The organism is Flavobacterium arundinis (genome assembly GCF_038289855.1).
GTDB lineage: Bacteria > Bacteroidota > Bacteroidia > Flavobacteriales > Flavobacteriaceae > Flavobacterium > Flavobacterium arundinis.
In genome coordinates this window covers 109,191-129,480 of the sequence record NZ_JBBYHR010000006.1, presented here as the reverse complement: position 1 = coordinate 129,480, position 20,290 = coordinate 109,191, and the positions used below count along the sequence as shown (strand labels likewise).

At 44.5% G+C, this 20,290-nt stretch carries 18 protein-coding genes; 11 read left to right on the top strand and 7 right to left on the bottom strand.

Features of this window, described 5'->3' with window-relative positions:
* Positions 1–5: 5 nt before the first annotated feature.
* The 3 genes from AAEO56_RS12020 to AAEO56_RS12010 all read right to left on the bottom strand — a co-directional run bounded on the left by AAEO56_RS12020 (position 6) and on the right by AAEO56_RS12010 (position 4,414).
* Complete coding sequence (locus AAEO56_RS12020) at positions 6–479, bottom strand: hypothetical protein (RefSeq protein WP_341697309.1); 474 nt, start codon at positions 477–479, stop codon at positions 6–8.
* A gap of 194 nt (positions 480–673) precedes the next feature.
* A complete protein-coding gene (locus tag AAEO56_RS12015; protein ID WP_341697308.1) occupies positions 674–3,967 on the bottom strand; it encodes a CheR family methyltransferase in 3,294 nt (1,097 codons plus the stop codon).
* A 21-nt stretch (positions 3,968–3,988) separates the two neighbouring features.
* On the bottom strand, positions 3,989–4,414 hold the full coding sequence (locus AAEO56_RS12010; RefSeq protein WP_341697307.1) for a response regulator: 426 nt from the start codon (positions 4,412–4,414) through the stop codon (positions 3,989–3,991).
* Positions 4,415–4,618: 204 nt separating this feature from the next.
* Here AAEO56_RS12010 and AAEO56_RS12005 point away from each other — a divergent pair, with 204 nt between their 5' ends.
* From AAEO56_RS12005 to AAEO56_RS11965, 9 genes are all read left to right on the top strand, one after another.
* The gene (locus tag AAEO56_RS12005) at positions 4,619–4,897 is read left to right on the top strand and encodes a hypothetical protein (protein WP_341697306.1); all 279 of its coding nucleotides are present in this window, start codon (positions 4,619–4,621) and stop codon (positions 4,895–4,897) included.
* Between the two features lie 324 nt (positions 4,898–5,221).
* A complete protein-coding gene (locus AAEO56_RS12000; protein ID WP_341697305.1) occupies positions 5,222–6,349 on the top strand; it encodes a glycosyltransferase in 1,128 nt (375 codons plus the stop codon).
* Positions 6,346–7,488: a UDP-galactopyranose mutase gene (gene glf, locus AAEO56_RS11995; RefSeq protein WP_341697304.1), complete on the top strand. Its 1,143-nt coding sequence runs from the start codon at positions 6,346–6,348 to the stop codon at positions 7,486–7,488. The genes AAEO56_RS12000 and glf overlap by 4 nt, the downstream gene beginning before the upstream one ends.
* Complete coding sequence (locus tag AAEO56_RS11990; RefSeq protein WP_341697303.1) at positions 7,485–8,672, top strand: hypothetical protein; 1,188 nt, start codon at positions 7,485–7,487, stop codon at positions 8,670–8,672. The genes glf and AAEO56_RS11990 overlap by 4 nt, the downstream gene beginning before the upstream one ends.
* Before the next feature lie 130 nt (positions 8,673–8,802).
* Positions 8,803–9,363 (top strand): helix-turn-helix domain-containing protein, encoded by a 561-nt coding sequence (locus tag AAEO56_RS11985; protein WP_341697302.1) that lies wholly within the window; start codon positions 8,803–8,805, stop codon positions 9,361–9,363.
* Positions 9,364–9,373: 10 nt separating this feature from the next.
* The gene (locus AAEO56_RS11980; protein WP_341697301.1) at positions 9,374–9,826 is read left to right on the top strand and encodes a response regulator; all 453 of its coding nucleotides are present in this window, start codon (positions 9,374–9,376) and stop codon (positions 9,824–9,826) included.
* Between the two features lie 139 nt (positions 9,827–9,965).
* Positions 9,966–10,154: a DUF3606 domain-containing protein gene (locus AAEO56_RS11975; protein WP_341697300.1), complete on the top strand. Its 189-nt coding sequence runs from the start codon at positions 9,966–9,968 to the stop codon at positions 10,152–10,154.
* Between the two features lie 57 nt (positions 10,155–10,211).
* The gene (locus AAEO56_RS11970; RefSeq protein WP_341697299.1) at positions 10,212–12,377 is read left to right on the top strand and encodes a catalase; all 2,166 of its coding nucleotides are present in this window, start codon (positions 10,212–10,214) and stop codon (positions 12,375–12,377) included.
* Positions 12,378–12,393: 16 nt separating this feature from the next.
* Complete coding sequence (locus tag AAEO56_RS11965) at positions 12,394–12,981, top strand: YciE/YciF ferroxidase family protein (protein ID WP_341697298.1); 588 nt, start codon at positions 12,394–12,396, stop codon at positions 12,979–12,981.
* A 307-nt stretch (positions 12,982–13,288) separates the two neighbouring features.
* Here AAEO56_RS11965 and AAEO56_RS11960 read toward each other — a convergent pair whose 3' ends face one another.
* Positions 13,289–13,708, bottom strand: coding sequence for a hypothetical protein (locus AAEO56_RS11960; protein ID WP_341697297.1), 420 nt, complete (start codon positions 13,706–13,708; stop codon positions 13,289–13,291).
* Between the two features lie 396 nt (positions 13,709–14,104).
* On the opposite strand from AAEO56_RS11960, the gene AAEO56_RS11955 reads away from it, so the two are divergent.
* Both AAEO56_RS11955 and AAEO56_RS11950 read left to right on the top strand, forming a co-directional pair.
* Positions 14,105–14,908: a sulfite exporter TauE/SafE family protein gene (locus tag AAEO56_RS11955; RefSeq protein ID WP_341697296.1), complete on the top strand. Its 804-nt coding sequence runs from the start codon at positions 14,105–14,107 to the stop codon at positions 14,906–14,908.
* A 107-nt stretch (positions 14,909–15,015) separates the two neighbouring features.
* Positions 15,016–16,428 (top strand): MBL fold metallo-hydrolase, encoded by a 1,413-nt coding sequence (locus AAEO56_RS11950; RefSeq protein ID WP_341697295.1) that lies wholly within the window; start codon positions 15,016–15,018, stop codon positions 16,426–16,428.
* 117 nt (positions 16,429–16,545) lie between these two features.
* On the opposite strand, the gene AAEO56_RS11945 is transcribed toward AAEO56_RS11950, so the two are convergent.
* The 3 genes from AAEO56_RS11945 to AAEO56_RS11935 are packed head-to-tail and all read right to left on the bottom strand — an operon-like array spanning position 16,546 to position 20,257.
* A complete protein-coding gene (locus tag AAEO56_RS11945) occupies positions 16,546–19,044 on the bottom strand; it encodes a cation-translocating P-type ATPase (protein ID WP_341697294.1) in 2,499 nt (832 codons plus the stop codon).
* A gap of 21 nt (positions 19,045–19,065) precedes the next feature.
* Positions 19,066–19,374, bottom strand: a complete 309-nt coding sequence (locus tag AAEO56_RS11940) for a chaperone modulator CbpM (protein WP_341697293.1) — start codon at positions 19,372–19,374, stop codon at positions 19,066–19,068.
* Entirely contained in the window at positions 19,364–20,257 is an 894-nt protein-coding gene (locus tag AAEO56_RS11935) for a J domain-containing protein (RefSeq protein WP_341697292.1), read from the bottom strand. The genes AAEO56_RS11940 and AAEO56_RS11935 overlap by 11 nt, the downstream gene beginning before the upstream one ends.
* Positions 20,258–20,290 lie beyond the last annotated feature (33 nt).

The following is a 20,290-nucleotide window of genomic DNA, read 5'->3' as shown; positions in this document are numbered from 1 at the left end:
GATGATTATTCTTTCAGCATCAGAGCTTTATCTGCAGACATAAGCTTATAGGTTAGTATGGAGGAAGCCCCGAAGATAATGTGGGCAATAAACAGCTGCCTGTAATAGCCCTGCCTGTCATTTTGGGGCGGGTTATCATGTTCCGAAAAAAATATTTTCCAGGACACTATACCAACAGTCCCACTGGCTGCGCCTATCAGCAATGTTTTTACGAGTGTAGGTTTCGTCAAAGATTTTTTCCAGAATATCCTGTACGACATTACAAACAAAATGCCGATGGCGTAGTGTGCAGCCCAGCCCGCAGGGTGTACCTCTTTATTCGGCGCTGAGGGTAGTGACTTCGACCGGTCAATCAGGGTATTTAGTAATTCGGGTTCCCGGTATTGCTCCTTTGCTTTCTTTGAAATAAGGTAGCTGAACATCGTCATAAACGTTGTGCCTACAACACCGGCCACAATGATTTTTCCTATTGTATTCATAGTATTACCTTTTAACGGATGGGATTACTTTCTGCCTTTTCCGTAAACGCTGATACTGGCACATTGGCCCGCATCATCAGGATGGCATTACCTACAAATTTAGCATTGCACAGGCGAAACAAGTTACAGGAAAATTCAGATTTTTTGTATGATTTTACATACTATTAGGGAAGCCTAAAATTCAAGCTCAGTATTTAAAATGGAAACAATAACGTGAACACGGCGCCTTTTCCGGGAAGGCTTTCAGCGGTAATGAATCCGTGGTGCCTGGTCATGATCTTTTTGCAGATGGCCAGGCCTATACCTGTGCCGTCATATTTGTCTTTGCCATGCAGCCTCTGGAAGGGCTCAAATATTTTCTGTGCCTGCTCGTTAGGAAACCCGATACCATTATCGCTTACCATTATTTTATAGTACTTTTTATGCCGGTCCCCCTGGATTTTGAGTATATCACCGCTATCGGCTTCAGCGCCTGCAATCACAATGTCCGGAGCGATGTCTTTGCGCGCATATTTTATTGCATTGCCTATAAGATTTATGAACAGCTGCCGCATAAGCATGGGTACAGCACGCAATACCGGAAGTTCGGCGGCAGTAATGGTGGCTCCTTTTTCGGCAATTTTTTCGGACAATTCCTCCAGGCTTTCATGAATTGTCATATTAACGTTCGTATCGAACATCTGGTAATTATCAGAATTTGCTATATGCGAATAATGAAGCAGGTCTTCGGTAAGCTGCTGCATTCTCCGGGTCGATACCAATATCCGTTCCAGGTGGCTGGCACTTTCGCCGGACAGTGCAGACTCCCTGTCGTCAAGGATCAGTTTGCTGAACGTATGTATTTTCCGTAACGGCTCCTGCAGGTCATGGCTGGCGATATAGCTAAATGACGAAAGTTCTTTGTTGCTTTCTTTCAGGGCAAGGTTCTTTTTTTCTAAAAGGCTGTTCATTGTACGGACTTCCGTTATATCATCGATAGCGATCAGGATCAACGGCTCTTTCAGGTCTTTATGCAGTATAGGGCGAACGTTAAGCAGCATAGCCCGCTCACCGCCTTCGGGGAGCAGGATTTCAAACTCAAAATCTTCAATAACGGTTTTGCCCATCCGGACCTTTGAGAGTTCCTGTTTCAGGCCCTCATCCTGCCATTTGCCTCCGGCGAGATCAAACAATACTTTTCCTTCCGTTTCCTTTTCAGTCGTTTTAAAATACTTGTAAAACGAGGCATTTGCACTTTTTACCCGCAGGTCAATGTCAAGCACCAGCAGGGGTTCCCGTATTGTTTCAACAATAGAGGAGGAGTAAAGGCGCGCGAGCGAGAGCTGTTCCTGGCGGTCTCTCAGCTCATCATTTACGCTGTTCAGTTCTTCGTTGTTAGACTGTAGCTCTTCTGTCGAGGTTTGCAGCTCCTCGTTAAGGGTTTGCAATTCTTCGCTGTTGCTAAGCAGTTCCTCGTTGGCGCTTTGCAGTTCTTCATAGGCCACTTCCTGGTCTTCGGTCACGCGCCTTATATCGTTGCGCATCTGTTGTAGCTCTGCCTCAAGCTGCGCTATGCGCTCTAATTCTGCGCTTTTTCGTTGCTGAAAACCTGCTTTTCCGGGCGGAATTACATTTTTATGGAAAAGCAGCAGGTAATTTTGCTCCCCGTTATCCTCCATATTCAATACTTCCAGATCCACTGTAAAGTCTTTTCCCTTTACGGGAAGGTTTTCGCGAATGATACCTTTACCGCCATTCTTTACGGCCAGCAATGCGGCACGTACTTCAAAGGCAAGATCTTCGTGCAGCATTTTGAATATATTGAAATCAGGCTTGCCGGGAGAGGGTAGCAGGTACGGGCTCACATCGCCGTGAAAGTGTATAATGTCCCGGGCTTCATCAAGGATAAGTGAAGCAGGTGTATAGTTGCTAAACAACAGTTCGTTGACCTTTTTGCGAATATTGCTTCCCGGCATATCTGCTTTCTTCCCTTGGCGCTCTTTAATGCCAAAGCTGGTTTTACGCTCTTCGTACGGAGCAGGGCTAAAGCTATCGTTAGCGGTTTTGCGGCTGTATATTTTTTGATTCCTGACGATGGGGACAAAGAGGCTGGCTGCGTTATTTATAGTCTCTGATTTGCCTATGAACAATATACCGTTTGGCCTAAGCGCATAATGAAAGGTACTAAACGCCTTTTTTTGAAGGAACTGGTCCATATAGATGAGTACATTACGGCAGGATATCAGGTCCATTTTTGCGAATGGCGGGTCTTTTATAAAATTATGGACTGCGAAAACACACATTTCCCGTATTTCCTTCTTTACATGGTACATGCCATCCAGCTTGGTAAAGTGGTTATTCAGGCGTTCCGGCGATACGTTCTGCACATCTGCGCTGCTGTATATTGCCGCCCTGGCTTTGGCGATTACATTTTCTGAAATATCTGATGCAAATAGTTGTATTTTTATGCCTGGCACCGCATCATCGAAAAACTCTTTGAGGGATATTGCCATAGAATAGGCTTCTTCGCCTGTAGAGCATCCGGCCACCCAAACCCGTATAGAATCGGTAGTTGTTTTGTTCTTTGCAATTAGAGGAAACGCTTCGTTGGCGAGCATGCTGAAATTTTTCGTATCCCTGAAAAAATAGCTGACAGGTATAAGGACGTCATTAAACAGGGCATCCTGTTCGTTCCTGTCTTTTTGCAGCAGGTTCAGGTAGGATGCCATTCCGTCTACCTTGCATAGTACCATCCTCCGTGCAATCCGTCGCCGTATCGTAGGTTGCTTATAGTGGCTGAAATCGTTGCCGCTTCGTTGCCGCAACACTCTGATGACCTGCCTGAAAAGCTCCTCTTCATTATCAGGATTGGCCTCCTGGCCATCCGAATAGGCAAAACTGTGCTCGTAGGCCGAGTCGATTTTTTTTAGCTGTGCCGGGATGTCCGCGGCATTCAGTACAAAATCGGCTGCGCCTGCCCTTATTGCGCTAAGTGGCATTCCTTCATAGGCTGCGTCATCCGGCGCCTGCGCAAAGGTGGCACCGCCGTATTCCCTTATTATTTTTAATCCGTCTGTTCCGTCATAACCGGTTCCTGACAATACTACACCCCTTGCAAAGCTTTTATGCACTTCTGCAAGGGATTTAAAGAAAATATCGATGGGCTTGTTTATACTTATATCATTATCCCTGGGCATGAGTTTTAAGCGGCCATCAAGTACAGTGAGTATTTTATTGGCAGGAATGGTATAAATAGTATCGGGTGCAAGCTCCACATTATCCACTATCTCATATACAGGTATCTTCGTTTCGCGTGCCAAGATTCCCGGAAGCAGGCTTTCATGGTCCGCTGCAAGGTGCTGGACCAATACAAAGGCCATTCCTGATTTTTCCGGAATGCTGCGCAGCAGCCGGACGAACGCGTCCAGCCCTCCGGCAGATGCCCCCACACCAACAATGGGAAAGTTTATGGTTATAGCCGTATCTGACAGGGTATCTTGTGGAAGCATAATTGAGGTATTAAAGGAAAGCTATTGCGTGTTCGGATGCCTGCACAGCTTCCAGTAGTCGAAAATAATTTTAATGGCGTCTTTCGCTTTTTTATAGTCAGGGCCCTTTTTAAAGAATCCCTGTGTATTCATATTCAGGAAAGCATCATTAACATCGTCCTGGTTAGCATCTGTAGAGTAAAATACGAAAGGGATACTTTTTCTTCGCAGCGTAGGATCATCGTCAACTGCCTTCTTGAATTCCAGGCCGCTTTGACCCGGGAGCTTCACGTCGGAAATAATAATGAATATGGACTGGAAAGTAGTAGAAAGGAATTCGAGAGCGCTTTCAGCGGTTTCTAACCACTTTAACTCATTTGCTACTCCAAGTTCCGAAATAATTTCACTTAAAAATTTACGATCATCAACATCGTCTTCTATTATAACGATTACACCTGACTTAGACATAGGACTATAAATTAAACATTAATATCTCTAAAAGGTATAAAAGGTACTTATACCTGCAAATATAGTGGGCTGCATTTAACTGCTGTTACATAATATCACGAATTTGTTTCATGCACAATGCCGCAATTATGTAATGTTACAGTAATATCCTGTAAAAGATACTATAAGCTATTATCGAACTTTGCTTACATAAATATAAATATCATGAAAAGTACAAACTTAAGGAATATGCTGCTATGTTCAGCACTGGTTGGATTCTTATTAACAACCGTATCGTGTAAAAATGAAGGGAACAATGAGCAGGGTGTCGAGGCTGCAAGTGATGCTAACGCCACTAATAGCGGAACTACACCAGATGATAATATGGGTACTGATGGCGACGCAAACGCTGGTGCCGGCGAGACTAACAGCACCCAATCTGATTCCGTAACTACAACTACCAATGGCGGCAACAGTACGGCAAACGGATCGGGTATGAAATAAAAGCCGGTTCTTAAGCCCTTAGTTAATAGTTATATAGCATTGATCTGTAGCATTGGTATTTATGGTGCAAGCTGATAATTTGCTATTGCCTTGTAAAACATATTTAGTTCATTTGGTTGTATTAGTTTGTTCCCCGTGCCTTACCGTACGGGGATTTTTGTATTCATAAAGTTTTCTTAAAGCACAGTATTATGCAAAGTTCCCGGAGAATTATATAAGAACATACTGTAGCTAAAAAGAGAAATTTGCAGGGAACAGGACCAGCTAAATATATCGATTATGAAGATAAATGTGAAAGACACACTAAAACTTAAAAACAACGGAATGCAACCGACAACAAATAAACTTTCCCGCGGAGGTGCCAACCCGCAAAAAGGAAATAACGGAGAGGAATCGTATGATATTGTGGTATTTTGCCACCTGAGATGGGATTTTGTATACCAAAGGCCGCAGCATATTATAAGCCGGCTTGCTCATGACAATAAAATACTGCTGATTGAAGAGCCATGGCACAGAGAAGGCGAAGGCAGCAGGATGCAGAAGATAAGCGATAACCTGCACATCCTTCAGCCGAATGCACATTCTATAGAGGAGATTGCCACGATATTGCCTCAGTATATCGGCAAAACAATTGCAACAGGATGGTTTTACTCAGCAGCATTCGTCCCACTTTTGTCATATTTTGACTTTGGCACAACCGTATATGACTGTATGGACGAGCTTTCGCTTTTTAAAGGCGCTCCCGAAAGGCTTATCGAACAGGAGAAATATCTGGTATCTAATGCCGACATCGTATTTACAGGAGGTAAATCGCTGTACGAATCGAAAGCACAGCTGCACGGCAATGTTCACTGCTTTCCTAGCTCGGTAGACCAGGCGCATTTTGAAAAAGCGCTTAACGGCATTGCACTGCCCGGGGATATCAGCAGCATCCCATCGCCTGTTGTGGGTTACTTTGGGGTTATTGACGAGCGTATCGACTTGGAGCTTTTGAGGGCGACTGCCTTACTGAAGCCTGATGTATCATTTGTGATGATCGGCCCGCTGGCCAAGATCGGTGAGCATGACCTGCCAAGGCTGGGCAACATCTATTACCTTGGAATGAAAGATTATAAGGAACTGCCCGGCTACCTTAAAGCCTTTAGTATCGCCATGATGCCGTTTGCACTTAACGATGCTACAAAATACATCAGCCCAACTAAAACACTGGAATATATGGCAGCAGGAAAACCCATCATTTCTACCGCGATAAAAGATGTTGTGCGCGACTATAGCGATGTTGTTAAGATAGTAGCCACGCCCGAAGAATTCTCGATTTATATTGACCAGGCGATAACAAACAGCCCTGACTCTATCATGAAATACGACTACAATGAGATACTCAGGAACACCTCATGGGATAGTACGGTAAGCAAAATGAAGCAATTACTAGTTGAAACTGCTGCATTATGAGAAATGCTGAAATAGTAATTATTGGGGCCGGCATTTCCGGCGCTGTGCTGGCAGAACGCTATGCAAATGTTGGTAAAAAAGTGCTTATCATAGAAAAGCGCGATCATATTGCGGGCAACTGCTACGACTATATTGACGAAAACGGCATACTCGTTTCCAAATACGGGGCACACCTTTTCCATACCAACGAGGAATCGGTCTGGGAATATGTAAACCGATTTTCGGAATGGTATCCATGGGAACACAAAGTGCTTGCGAATGTTGAAGGAAGCCTGGTGCCTATACCGGTAAATATAACTACGGTAAATGCACTTTTTGGCACAGATATAACCACAGAGGAACAGATGGCACAATGGCTAGAAGCGAACAGGCTTGCCACTGATAAACCCGCAGATGGCAGGGAAGCTGCACTGAATAAGGTTGGCCCGGTTTTATATGAAAAGATGTTTAGGCATTATACCAAAAAGCAGTGGGACAAATATCCTGAAGAGCTTGATGCCTCGGTACTCGAGCGCATACCCGTGAGAGCCAATTATGACGACCGCTACTTTTCGGATACCTACCAGGCGCTCCCGAAAGGCGGTTACACCCGGCTTTTTGAAAGCATCCTTGACCACCCCAATATTGAGGTGATGCTCAATACCGACTTTTTTGAAATTAAAGACCAGGTTAAGGGATATGAAAAACTATTCTATACCGGGCCTATAGACCGCTTTTTCGATTTTAAGCACAGCCTTACAGATAAGTTGGAATACAGGTCGATCAATTTCGTAAGCGAAACAGTTGATACCGAATATTTCCAGGAAAATTCGGTAATCAATTATCCCGGGCAGGAAGTTGATTTTACGAGGATCATTGAATACAAGCATTTTGGCAACCAAAAGTCGGAAAAGACAACTGTGGTACGTGAATATACCACCGATGAAGGCGAACCCTACTATCCGGTTCCTAACGCTAAAAACCAGGAAATCTACGAAAAGTACCGGGATGAGGCGGCTACGGTGCCCGATGTTTATTTTGTAGGCAGGCTGGCCAACTATAAATATTTTAACATGGACCAGGCTTTTAAAAATGCACTCGATCTTTTTAAAGCGCTGGGCGAGGAAGTAGCGCCGACTGCTACACAGCTTTCTATATGAGTTTATTCAAATCTTTTTTTATGGGCGGCTACGAATGCGCCGACCATATCAACCGGTCCGGCGAGCGTGTTAACCTGCTGAAGGAAACGGAGCATGACCTTCGCGCAGCAGAAGATTATCGCGACCTGGCCGGGCTGGGTATCCATGTGGCCCGCGAAGGCATTTGCTGGAGCGCTGTTGAGGTGGCGCCGTATGTTTTTGATTTTACCGAAGTTGGCAACAGGATACGCCTCGCCGATGAAGCAGGTATCCAGGTGATATGGGATTTATGCCATTTCGGTTACCCGGATGGTATATATCCTACGCATCCGCATTTCTGCCAGCGTTTTGTTGCGTTATGCAATGCCTTTGCCGGATTTTACAGCCAGGCAACCGATCAGCCCCTTTTTGTGGTCCCCATCAATGAAATAAGTTTCCTTTCGTGGCATTCCGGAGATGTTAGGGGTACCGTGCCCTTTGCCGTAAATTGCGGCTTCGATATCAAGTACCATCTTTGCAAGGCAGCCATACAGGGCATCCAGATGTTGAAGTCGGTTTTGCCGGAATGCCGCATTGTGCATGTAGAGCCGCTGATACGCATACACGGAAGCCTGTTCGATGCCCCGGAACACATCGATAATTTAAATGAGCACCAGTTTCAGGCAATGGATATTATTGCCGGGCGTATGTGCCCTGAACTGGGTGGCAGCGAAGAGTATCTGGATATACTTGGCTTTAACTATTACTGGAGTAGCCAGTGGGATCATGGCATTGGCACACTGCCGTGGCCGGAAGATACTAAAAGGAGGACACGGGTTGCCGACCTGCTAAGAATGGCATACTTAAGGTATTCTAAACCCATATTTCTTTCGGAAACGGGTCACTTTGGCATTGGGCGGGCCGAATGGATTGAGGAAATAACTGAAGAATGTATTGTGGCATTGAGTGAAGGCATACCGCTCCATGGAGTTTGCATCTATCCGGTTACAGACCGGCCCGACTGGGATGACCTTACCCGCTATTTTGATTGCGGTATTTATGATTTGGACTTGTACAAAAACCGCATTGCCGACCTGCCTACGGTAAATGCAATACTCCGCGGGCAGAATGCAATTGCGCGGGCAATAGCCTATAATACAATGGCTTTAGAATTAGATGAGCTGAGCAGGGATTTTGATATTGTTGTAGATCGGTACTTAAAATAGGCATGCAATTAAAAATGTGAGGTGTTACTGACAATGTGTTGATAAGTGTTATATTAATACTAAAGTTACAGGGATTTTAGTGCGGCTTTTCTGTTTTAGAGTAAATTTATACAACCAACCACACCCCAACATGATCCTGTATTTAAAATATAATTTTGATAAGACCTGCCGTGTTATCCTTCAGGAGCAACTCGACAGGTTTGGTTTTAAATATACCATAGTAGGTACAGGTGCTGTTAATTTTGAAGATAATATCCCAATGGAGCAGTATGTATTGCTGCAAAAACAGCTGAACCATTATGGAATAGAGATTGTTGACAACCAAAAAGCGATATTGGTACAGAAGATAAAAGCTGCGATACTCTCTATGCTTGAAGAAGGGAATATGCCGCTTATAAAAATTTCTTCTTTTTTGTCGGAAAAGCTGAATGAAAATTACAGGACGCTCTCCAATGTATTTACAGAAGTGTGCCATATTTCGATAGAGAGCTTTATCATAATCCAGAAGATAGAGCGCGTGAAGCAACTGCTTATTACGGAGAACCTCTCGCTTACGGAAATATCCTTCCGTATGAATTACAGCAGTGTGGCACATTTGTCGAACCAATTCAAGAAGATAACCGGCTTTACCCCGACAGTCTTTCAAAAAGTGCTGCACAACAAACGTATTCAAACAATAAATATCAATTAATCTTAAAATTATGGATCCGGAAAAACTTTACATTTTGCTTGCGGAAGATGACCAGGACGACCGCCGTTTCTTTAAGAAAGTATTTGATAGTTTAAAAATAAACCATTCACTGAGCATGTGTGAAGACGGCCCTGAGCTGATGGCCTACCTTGATGACAGCCATATCCTGCCTCATATTATATTCCTGGATATCAACATGCCGGGAAAGTCGGGTATGGAATGCCTGCGCGAAATCCGTTCGGACAGCAGGCTTCGTGATACGACTGTTGCAATGTATTCGAGCCTTTCTTCCCCTGCGGCTGTTGAGGAGGCATTTATTGCCGGTGCCAACATATTTATCAGGAAGCCGAACGATTTTGATGACCTGAAAAAGATATTGTGCGATGTCATGTATATGAACTGGCAATATGTTACTGACGGGCTCAACAGGGAAAATTACATGATCAATTATTACACTTCCTGACAGCATTATACTTTGGGAGGTTTTTATAATATCCATAGCATTCGCGATGATGTAAGCTTTCATGAAAATCATGTAATGCTTTACTTCTGGTTATGTAGTTAATTTGATAGTATATCAATAAACCTAAAACACATTAACGATGAGCGATAATAAAAAAAAGACAGGTGAGCCGGATCGCTCGCTGATCAATACAAGCGAAAAATACGAAATGGAGTATTGGACAAAAAAATTCAGCGTTTCGCCCCAGCAGCTTACAGGAGCAGTCAGGGCTGTAGGGAGTAATGCAAAGGATGTCGAAAAATACCTCAAAGACAAAAACGATAAATAGACCGATCCACGCATTAGCCGGATATTTTTCCGCATAAAATTCAACAAACCATACCTTATGAAACAAAATAGTACACCTTTTAACAATGACCAGGAGGCTAAGCAGCGCGACCTTTCCCTCAACAAGTCGGATGGGACCAATAAGCCCCTTACGACGAATCAGGGCGTAAAGGTTAATGATGACAACAACTCACTAAAGGCGGGTGAGCGCGGCCCATCGCTGCTTGAGGACTTTATCCTAAGGGAAAAAATAACGCATTTTGACCACGAGCGCATTCCGGAAAGGATCGTGCATGCCCGTGGCTCTGGTGCGCATGGTTACTTTGAAGTGACCAACCCGATACCGCAATTTACCAAAGCAGGCTTTTTACAGGAAGTGGGGCAGAGGACACCTGTATTTACCCGTTTTTCTACCGTGGCCGGGTCACGTGGATCGACCGACATGGCCCGTGACGTGAGGGGCTTCTCGGTTAAATTCTACACGCAGGACGGCATATATGACTTTGTAGGGAATAATATCCCGGTCTTTTTTATACAGGATGCTACCAAGTTCCCCGACCTTATACATGCTGTAAAACCGGAACCGCATAACGAAATGCCCCAGGCAGCATCGGCACACGATACATTTTGGGACTTCATTTCCCTTATGCCGGAATCGGCACACATGATCATGTGGGTAATGTCTGACAGGGCTATCCCGAGAAGCTACCGTATGATGGAGGGCTTTGGCGTACATACATTCCGCTTTATCAATGAGCAGAACGAATCACATTTTGTAAAAATCCACTGGAAGCCAAAGCTGGGTACGCATGCCGTTGTTTGGGATGAGGCGCTAAAAATCTCGGGTAATGACCCGGATTTCCACAGGCGGGATCTTTGGGAGGCTATTGATATGGGTAATTTCCCGGAATGGGAAATGGGCGTTCAGATAGTTCCCGAGGCGGATGAGCACAAGTTTGAGTTCGATCTTTTAGATCCCACCAAGATGATCCCGGAAGAACTGGTGCCTGTTACCATCATCGGGAAAATGGTACTGAACCGCAACCCCGATAACTTTTTTGCTGAAACAGAGCAGGTTGCTTTCCATCCCGGACATGTTGTGCCTGGTATCGACTTTACCAACGATCCGCTTTTGCAGGGAAGGCTTTTCTCTTATACAGATACACAATTGTCCCGCCTTGGCAGCCCTAACTTCCATGAAATACCGATTAACAGGAGCATTTCGCCAACACATAATAACCAGCGCGACGGCCACATGCGCCAGGAAATTAATGTAGGCCGCGTTAGCTATTCGCCCAATTCACTGGGTGGCGACTGCCCGTACCAGTCACGCATTGCAGACGGTGGCTTTGCCAGCTATAACGAACGGGTTGATGCCCACAAGGTACGTGGCAGGAGCGAGAGCTTTTCTGACCATTTCGGGCAGGCAAAACTGTTTTTCAACAGCCAGACTCAAACGGAAAAGGACCATATTATAAGGGCGTTGCGCTTTGAGTTGGGTAAAGTAGAAACAATGGCAATCAGGGTACGCATGCTCGGGATACTTTCGCAGATCAATACAGAACTTGCCCAAAAAGTAGCTGATGGCCTTCGGCTGGTTGTACCGGCCTCTCCCGAGCAGCCAATGAACCACGGTGTATCGCCTGAAAACCTGGGTGGGGAGCAGGAACCGAAATCGGTGCCATCATCGGTAGAATTTTCACAGGCATTGAGTATGATCAATAATCCAACAGTGACGCCGACCATCGCTTCGAGAAAAGTAGCTATTATATGTGCTGACGGCGTAGATGAGCAGGCCGTACTGGATATGAAAATGGCTTTGCTAAAAGAGAGTGCCAAAGGCTGCCTTATAGCGCCTTACCTTGGCAAAGTGATAACGGATAAAGGCGGCGAGATGCCGGTAGATTTCAGTTTTCTTACCTCATCATCAGTATTATTTGATGCAGTGTACATTCCGGGCGGGCAGGGGCTGAACGAACTTTCGCAGGATGCCGACGTGATGGATTTCCTTAATGATGCTTACAGGCATTGTAAGGTAATAGGAGTACAGGGCCAGGGCATTGAACTGCTTTCCGGAACTTCATTTGCCAATAAAATAGATAATGGCGATGAAGGTATTGTGATAGGAGCGGATACCGAAAATACTGATTTTGCGGCTAATTTTATTGCAGCTATGGGCAATCACCGTTTTTGGTCAAGGGAGGCAGGATTATCAAACAACTAACAGAAAAAATATAAACATGAAAAATAACAATACGCCTTCAAAAGGCAGCCAGAATAACAATAACGGAATTGTAGCTGCCGCGGCAGATGCAGCAACCGAACTGAAAGAATTATTCATCGATTCGCTAAAAGATATCTATTGGGCCGAAAATGCGCTGGTTACCGCTTTGCCTAAAATGGCGCAAAATGCAACTTCCCCACTTTTGGCTTCGGCTATAAAAGAGCATTTAGAAGTTACTAAAAACCAGGTCGTACGGTTAGAAACAATTTTTGCACTTTTAGGTGAAAAACCGGAAGGAAAAAAATGTGAGGCTATGGCAGGGTTACTAAAAGAAGGTGATGGCATTCTTGAAGAAACCGTTCCCGGGCCGGTGCGTGATGCCGGTATTATTGCCGCATCCCAAAAGATAGAGCATTACGAAATAGCCACTTACGGAACACTGTGCGCTTTTGCAAAAGCATTGGGAGAAAATGATGCAGTACAGCTGCTTACCCAAACCCTTGCTGAAGAAAAAGAGGCCGACATGATATTGAGCGATGCTGCATGCAGTTCGATAAACCTTAAAGCTGCTAAAAACACGATGGATTCTGTAGTTCCAGAATAGATCGGTATAGCAGCAGCAAAAAGGCGCGGAGGTAACTCTGCGCCTTTTTAGCTTAAATTGCTATTAGAATACAAAATGTATAAATTTTTATATAGGGCTAATGATTGCCAGGCCGCATGATCAGGCTTTGTTTTTTAGATATTGAAACAGCCAGTTTATCACTATTTTCCACTATGGCAAACAGGCCTTCATTTCTGGAAAAATGGGCTACTTCGGATATATTGATTATCGTGGAATGGTGTATTGCATTTGCAATCGGAGATTTTTGAATAAAGAAAAAATAAGCATCATCGCTGATGCAATCGGTTTAAGCGGCAAGTTTTTTCTTCCTGCCTTTTAGCAGTTGCTCATAAAATGAGCCTAACAGTATCATAAGCATGCCCGCCCCACCGCATATCAGGTGCAGGGGTACTATCACATCTATCATCATTACCTGCACAACGATATAGGTCACCAGCATAAAGCCTTGCGCATTTACCATCCAGTAGCTGTGGCGGCTGTGCGTTAAAAAAATCCAGCCGATAAAGATGCTTGAAAGCCCGTTGGATAGCAGTAATATCAGCCCTGGCAAAAAATAACTGTCAAAAGGCGTGTTAGAAAGCAGTTCCAAAGGCAATCCCAGGCCGCTTCCATTAGGTATTAGCATAAGGTTCAGGCCGCCGTAAGTAGCAGTCAGCGCGTTCATTCCTAGAAGGGCTATCAGTATGGTTTTGACAAGGATCTTCATAACCGTCATTTTCTGCTAAAATATAGCCTGCATAACTGTGATACCATGACACTCGTCATTAATCACTTAGCGTATAGCATTTATGTGTGACGGAGATCATTTATTACAGTACTTCCAACACTTACATTTACCTGGCAATACACTATAATTATGGAAAAATTCACCAATCTTATACAAGGCCATGAGCCTGTACTGATCGATTTTTGTACTAACAAGAAATATACTTCGGGTGGTTGCACTTCTCTACTGGACAAGGTCAAAAGCGCGCAGGGCCACGGATACGTATATCATCAGGAATATAGTTTATAATCTCAGGTAGCACCGTTTATTTTTTTTAATTTTATCCCCAATTTAACAGCACCGCTATTTGGTCGCTAATTAGTTAAACAATTCCTTATGGATATTAATCTTGTCGCTGGCTATCTCCTGGCTATCCTCGCAGGTATCTCTCTCGGGCTGATAGGAAGCGGCGGCTCTATACTTACAGTACCTATTTTAGTTTACATCCTCGCAGTAGAGCCTATGCTGGCAACGGCTTATTCCCTTTTTGTGGTTGGCACTTCAGCCCTTGTTGGCGGGATAAGTAATGCGGCTGCTAAAAATGTTGACTACAGGGCTGCCGCAATTTTCGGTATCCCGGCATTGCTCGCGGCTTACGCTGTTAGGGCATTTATCATCCCTGCCATACCGGAATTTATTGTCAAAACCGATGGGCTGGCGATCTCCCGCGGCATGCTTCTGATGGTATTGTTCGCAATAGTTATGCTCTTAGCATCTTTCCGGATGATAAGGAACAGCACGAGTGAGGCAATAGAAGAGGTGGGACAGGGCAACAATTTTTTGAAGCTAACATTTTTGGGCCTGGGTACCGGGATAGTATCCGGAGCTATTGGTGCAGGTGGCGGGTTTATTATAATACCCGCACTGGTTTTCTTTATAAAGATGCCTTTAAAAAAGGCTGTAGGCACCTCGCTTGTAATAGTCTCAGTCCAGTCCCTCACGGCTTTTACCGCTGATGCCGGGCATCGGGATATGGACTGGTTTTTTCTCTCGATGTTCACATTGGCGTCAGTGACCGGTATATTTATTGGGATAAAGCTCTCGAGGAATATATCGGGTAATAAACTAAAACCAATTTTTGGCTGGTTCCTCCTGGTAATGGCTATTTACATCATTATAAAAGAATTACTGCTAAAGTGATCTGTATCATACCAGCAGTTCCTCCCGTATATTACTTTTACTAAAAGTACCCGTGTAGCCTTTGTGCCTGCATGGACGTATATTTTATAAATTACAAAGTAAGTGTCATGAAAATAGAACAAATTTATACCGGATGCCTGTCGCATGCTGCCTATTATATAGAAAGCAGGGGAGAAGCGGCTATTTTTGACCCTTTGCGTGAAGTACAGCCCTACATCGAAAAGTCAGCGAAAGACAACGCAAAGATCAAGTACGTTTTTGAAACCCATTTTCATGCCGATTTTGTAAGCGGCCATCTCGGCCTGAAGTTAAAAACCGGTGCGCAAATAGTATTTGGGCCTACTGCAAAACCCGATTATGAGGCAATAATAGCCAAAGACGGCGAGGTTTTTACTGTAGGTGACTATAAGGTTAAGGTACTCCATACCCCCGGTCATACAATGGAAAGCACCACTTACCTGCTGACAGATGAGAACGGGAAAGAACACGGCCTGATTACAGGCGACACCCTTTTTATAGGCGATGTGGGAAGGCCCGACCTGGCACAGCATGTAGTAGCCGGCCTTACAGAAGATAAACTGGCGAGGCTGCTATACCATTCGCTGCGGGATAAGATCATGCCGCTTAGCGACGACTTGATCGTATATCCCAACCATGGTGCAGGAAGCGCCTGCGGAAAAATGATGAGTAAAGAAACTACCGACACGCTGGGCAACCAGAAAAAAGCTAATTACGCCCTTCGTACGGGCATGACCGAAGACGAATTTGTAAAGGAACTGCTTACGGGATTGACACGGCCGCCCGGCTATTTCCCGAAAAATGTCTTGATGAATATTAATGGCTATGACAGCCTCGACGCGGTACTGCAAAAAGCGAAGAAACCATTGAATGCTGAAGAATTTGAGCTGGCTGCAAATGCTGCACAGGCCCTGGTGCTTGATACACGCACCCCCGCCGACTTTGCAAAAGGATTTATCCCGAACAGTATCAATATAGGGCTGGATGGCAATTTTGCCATGTGGGCAGGTGAAATGATAACCGATATCGGACAGGAGATATTGCTTGTTACCGATGGAGGTAAAGAAGATGAAACGCTTATAAGGCTGTCCCGTATAGGATATGACCACACGATAGGCTATCTGGATGGAGGTTTTAATGCATGGAAAAAAGCAGGAAAAGAAACAGACAGCATAAAAAGAATTACAGCCGCTGAGCTTAAGGCAAAATATAATAAGCACATTTTACTCTTTGATGTAAGAAAGAAAAGTGAATTTGATTCCGAACACATAATAGGGGCTGTCAATGTTCCCCTGAACGAGATCAACAACCATTTAGCGGAGTTCTCAAAAGATAAGCCATTCATACTGCATTGCGCAGGAGGCTACAGGAGCATGATCGCTGCCTCCATCCTTAAACGACGGGGGTTTGACAATTTTGCCGATGTAGAAGGAGGGTTTGCAGCCATTGTGGACGAAAAGCTCCCCCGGACGAAATATATATGCCCGACAACTTTATTATAATATCATGCCCGTGATTCAACGGAAGAGTTAAAAGGCACAGGAAAACGATAAAATATCCTGTCTTTTAAAGGCTGTCACAAAAAAAGGTCAGTTACCGTTTGGGGCAGTTCCCCGTAGTTAATTACTTTTCCTTTTAACCAATTTTACAATTTCGAACCATGTTACGGCTACAAATCCTATTCCTGCAGCAAGCAGTGCTTGCCCGGCAGTTAATCTCTCAAACCCAAAAAACAGTGTCAACGGATTTATAAAGAACATTACACTCCAAAGGCCTGCCGTAATTAAAATGATGAGCGGTACCATGGCATTTTTATATTTCAACGTCGTAAGCATCGAAAAATAGAACGAACGGTTGACCAGTGTGAGGAATATATTGGCCACGATAAGGACGGTGAATACCATTGTCCTTGTTGCAGATTCTGTGTAATTATGAGCAACACAATATTGATAAGCAGATAAAGTGCCAAGGGTAATCACGAGGCCCTGGATAAGGCTTACAGACAGCTCCTTCCAATTGAAAAAGGTTGATGTGAAAGGCTTAGGTTTTGCCGACATTGTGTTTTTTTCCATCGGCTCATTTTCGTAGATGATAGAGCAGGTAGGGCCCATGATCAATTCAAGGAAGATGATATGTACCGGAGAGAAAATGTTGGGATACTTCCACCCCAGGGCAAGCGGAATAAATACGGTAAGGATGATGGGTACGTGTATCGAGATAATATACTGGATCGCTTTTTTCAGGTTGGCATATATTTTCCTGCCCATCGCAATAGCATCTACCATTTTAGACAGGTCATCTTCCAATAATATAAGGGAGGCAGCCTGCTTTGCAATCTCTGTCCCTTTTTTGCCCATAGCAATGCCTATATGTGCTGCCTTTAGTGCCGGGCCGTCATTTACGCCATCTCCCGTCATCGCCACAATCTGGTTCTGTGATTTTAATGCGTTGATTATTTTGAGCTTGGCCTCGGGAAACATCCTTGTAAATATATTTGTATTCATAACACAGGCCTCCAGCTCGTCCTGAGGCAACAGCATCAGTGCATCCCCGGTAATGCTTTTATCATAGCCTTTAAACCCAATTTGCCGTGCTATCGCCAATGTAGTGGCTGCATTATCTCCGGTAATTATCTTTACCGAAATGCCTGCTGTGTAAAATTTTTCCAGTACCTGCCGTATATTTTCCTTTGGCGGGTCATAAAAAGCAACAATGCCCAAGAACGTAAATTTAAAATCCTGCTGGCTTTCGGGATAATCATTTCCTGTAAAAATGCAGGATCCTACACCCAGGACCCTGTAGCCATCGGCTGCCAATAATGCTATAGCATCGTTGGCCTGTTTTTTTTCAGCATCAGACAAACTACAAACGGCCATGAGGGCCTCCGGAGCCCCTTTCGCAGCTATTACACGATGGGATTTTCCGTCTTCAAATATATGGGTCATCATGGGCGGCTTGCCGCTTAGCGCGTATTCATGTACCAGCTTATAATAAGGCCGCTCGTCTTTCCCTGCCACTTCTTTATAAGTATTGTGTAATGCCATTTCCATCGGGTCGAAAGGAATGGGTTCGCTGGCCCACATCGCAACAGCAAGTAATTCTTTTTCTTCAGGTGTTTTTATATCGCCGGGCGCAAGGGTCTTTTGGCTAGAAAGCACAAATAGTTTTGCCAGCGTCATCTTGTTTTCTGTTATTGTCCCGGTCTTGTCGGTGCATATAACGGTAGCGCTCCCCAAAGTTTCTACAGTTTTCATCTGTTTTACTACAATGCCCATTTTCATCAGCCGCCAGGCTCCCAATGCCATAAATGTTGTAAAGGCAACGGGTATCTCTTCCGGAAGGATACTCATGGCTAAAGTAAGGGACTGCAGCAGGCTGCCCATAATGTTGTGCGAATGCAGGTAATTGATGATCCACACGATGACGAAAACCAGCGCCCCTGCGATTGCCATTTTCTTTACAAAATTGGCTATTTGTACCTCCAGTGGAGTCTTTTCTTCGTTTATGCTTTCCAGGCTCGAACCTATCTTTCCAAGCTTTGTCTGGTTGCCTATAGCGGTAACGGTCGCAATGGCAAGGCCTGTGGCTACCGTAGTACCCATATATATACGGTTATCTTCTTTTGTTTTGTCCTTAAAGACTGACAGTGACTCTCCTGTGAGTATCGATTCGTTCACTGAAAAATCGTTGGAATGGATTATAACGCCATCTGCTGCAATCGAACCGCCTTCTTCCACCATTAGGCTGTCGCCGATGACCACTTCTTCACTTTTGATCTCTTCCACTTTTCCACTGCGGATAACCTTGCATTTTGGCTGCGAAAAATCTTTAAGCTTTTCCAGGGCATTTTTGCTTCGGGAATACTGAAACAGCGATATGGATGTCTGGAAAATAATTGCCGCAACAAGAAAAAAGCCGTCACCGGTTTTTCCGCTTATAAAATAAATGGAGGCCGCAGCCAGCAATAAGATCATCATCGGCTCGATAAAAATGCGCTTAATCGCTTTTAAAAGGCTATTTTCCTTTTTATAGTCAAGCTTGTTCAGCCCGTTTTTTGCCCTTGCCCGAAGAACTTCTTCAGCAGATAGGCCATTTATGTCGAAATTATTTGCAGGCATTTTATAGTTATTTGCAAGGTGTTAGTCGGGTGGGGGCGTGGTATCAATAAGCCTGAGTTTATTTTGTGCTGCATTGAGTTCCATTTGCAGGGTTTCAATGCGCCTAAGCAGATTGGTGATAATGTCGATACCCTCCAGGTTTACCTCCAGTTCATAATGGAGGCTGATCATCTTTTCAGCTTCGCGGAGCTGTAGGGGAGAAAGGTATTGGTTCTCTTCGGCTACAATGATCTCTATAAGCCCAAAGTTGTGGAGCGCCGCAATAAAGCCGGTGTCAATGCCGTGCGACAGGCAGAATTGCTTCACCAGTATCAAAGATTCAGTTTTCATGACTCCTTATATTTGATAGTTCTGTAAATAGCTTTTTCTCTTCTTCGGATAGTTTAGAGGGTAATTGTATTGCATAGGTAACATACAAATCCCCAAATTCGCCTTCTTTCTTATATACCGGCATACCTTTGCCTTTTAACTTTACTTTGGTTCCCGGCTGCGTTTCCGGGGCCACTTTCATTTTCACTTTGCCATCCAGCGTATTGATGACCGCTTCACCACCGAGCATTGCGGTATAAAGGTCGATTGTGACATTGATATAAATATTGCTGCCATCTCTCTTGAAAACCGGGTCATCTGCAATCAGGAATGTAATGTAGAGGTCACCGTTTGGCCCTCCCGTGCTTCCGGGTGTCCCGTGTCCGTGTATTTTTATGATCTGGCCGTTCTCTACGCCGGCAGGGATAGTAATCCTGATATTTTTGCCGTTGACGGTAAGGGTCTGTTTTTTGGAAGTAAGGACATCAGCGAGACCGAGATGCAATTCTGCATTCAGGTCCTGCCCCCTAAACCTGGACTGCTGCCTGCCGGAAGATTGGCCTCCATACATGGATTGGAAAAAATCAGAAAAGTCCCCTGAAAATCCGGAGGAGCTTTGCTGCCTGCCCGAACTTTGGGACTGGTTGGGCTGATAGCCCGATTTTTCAAATTCTTCCGCATGTTTCCAGTCTTTGCCGTACTGGTCGTATTTTTTCCTGTTTTCCGGATTGCCAAGTACCTCGTTGGCCTCATTCAGCTGTTTGAATTTTTTTTCCGCCTCCTTATCGTTGGGGTTCAGGTCAGGATGGTATTTCCGCGCAAGCTTGCGGTAAGCTTTTTTAATCATGCCATCATCGGCAGTTTTTGGGATCTCAAGTATTTTGTAATAGTCTATAAATTCCATCTTCTCTTAAAATTAATTACCAGATTAAGCATT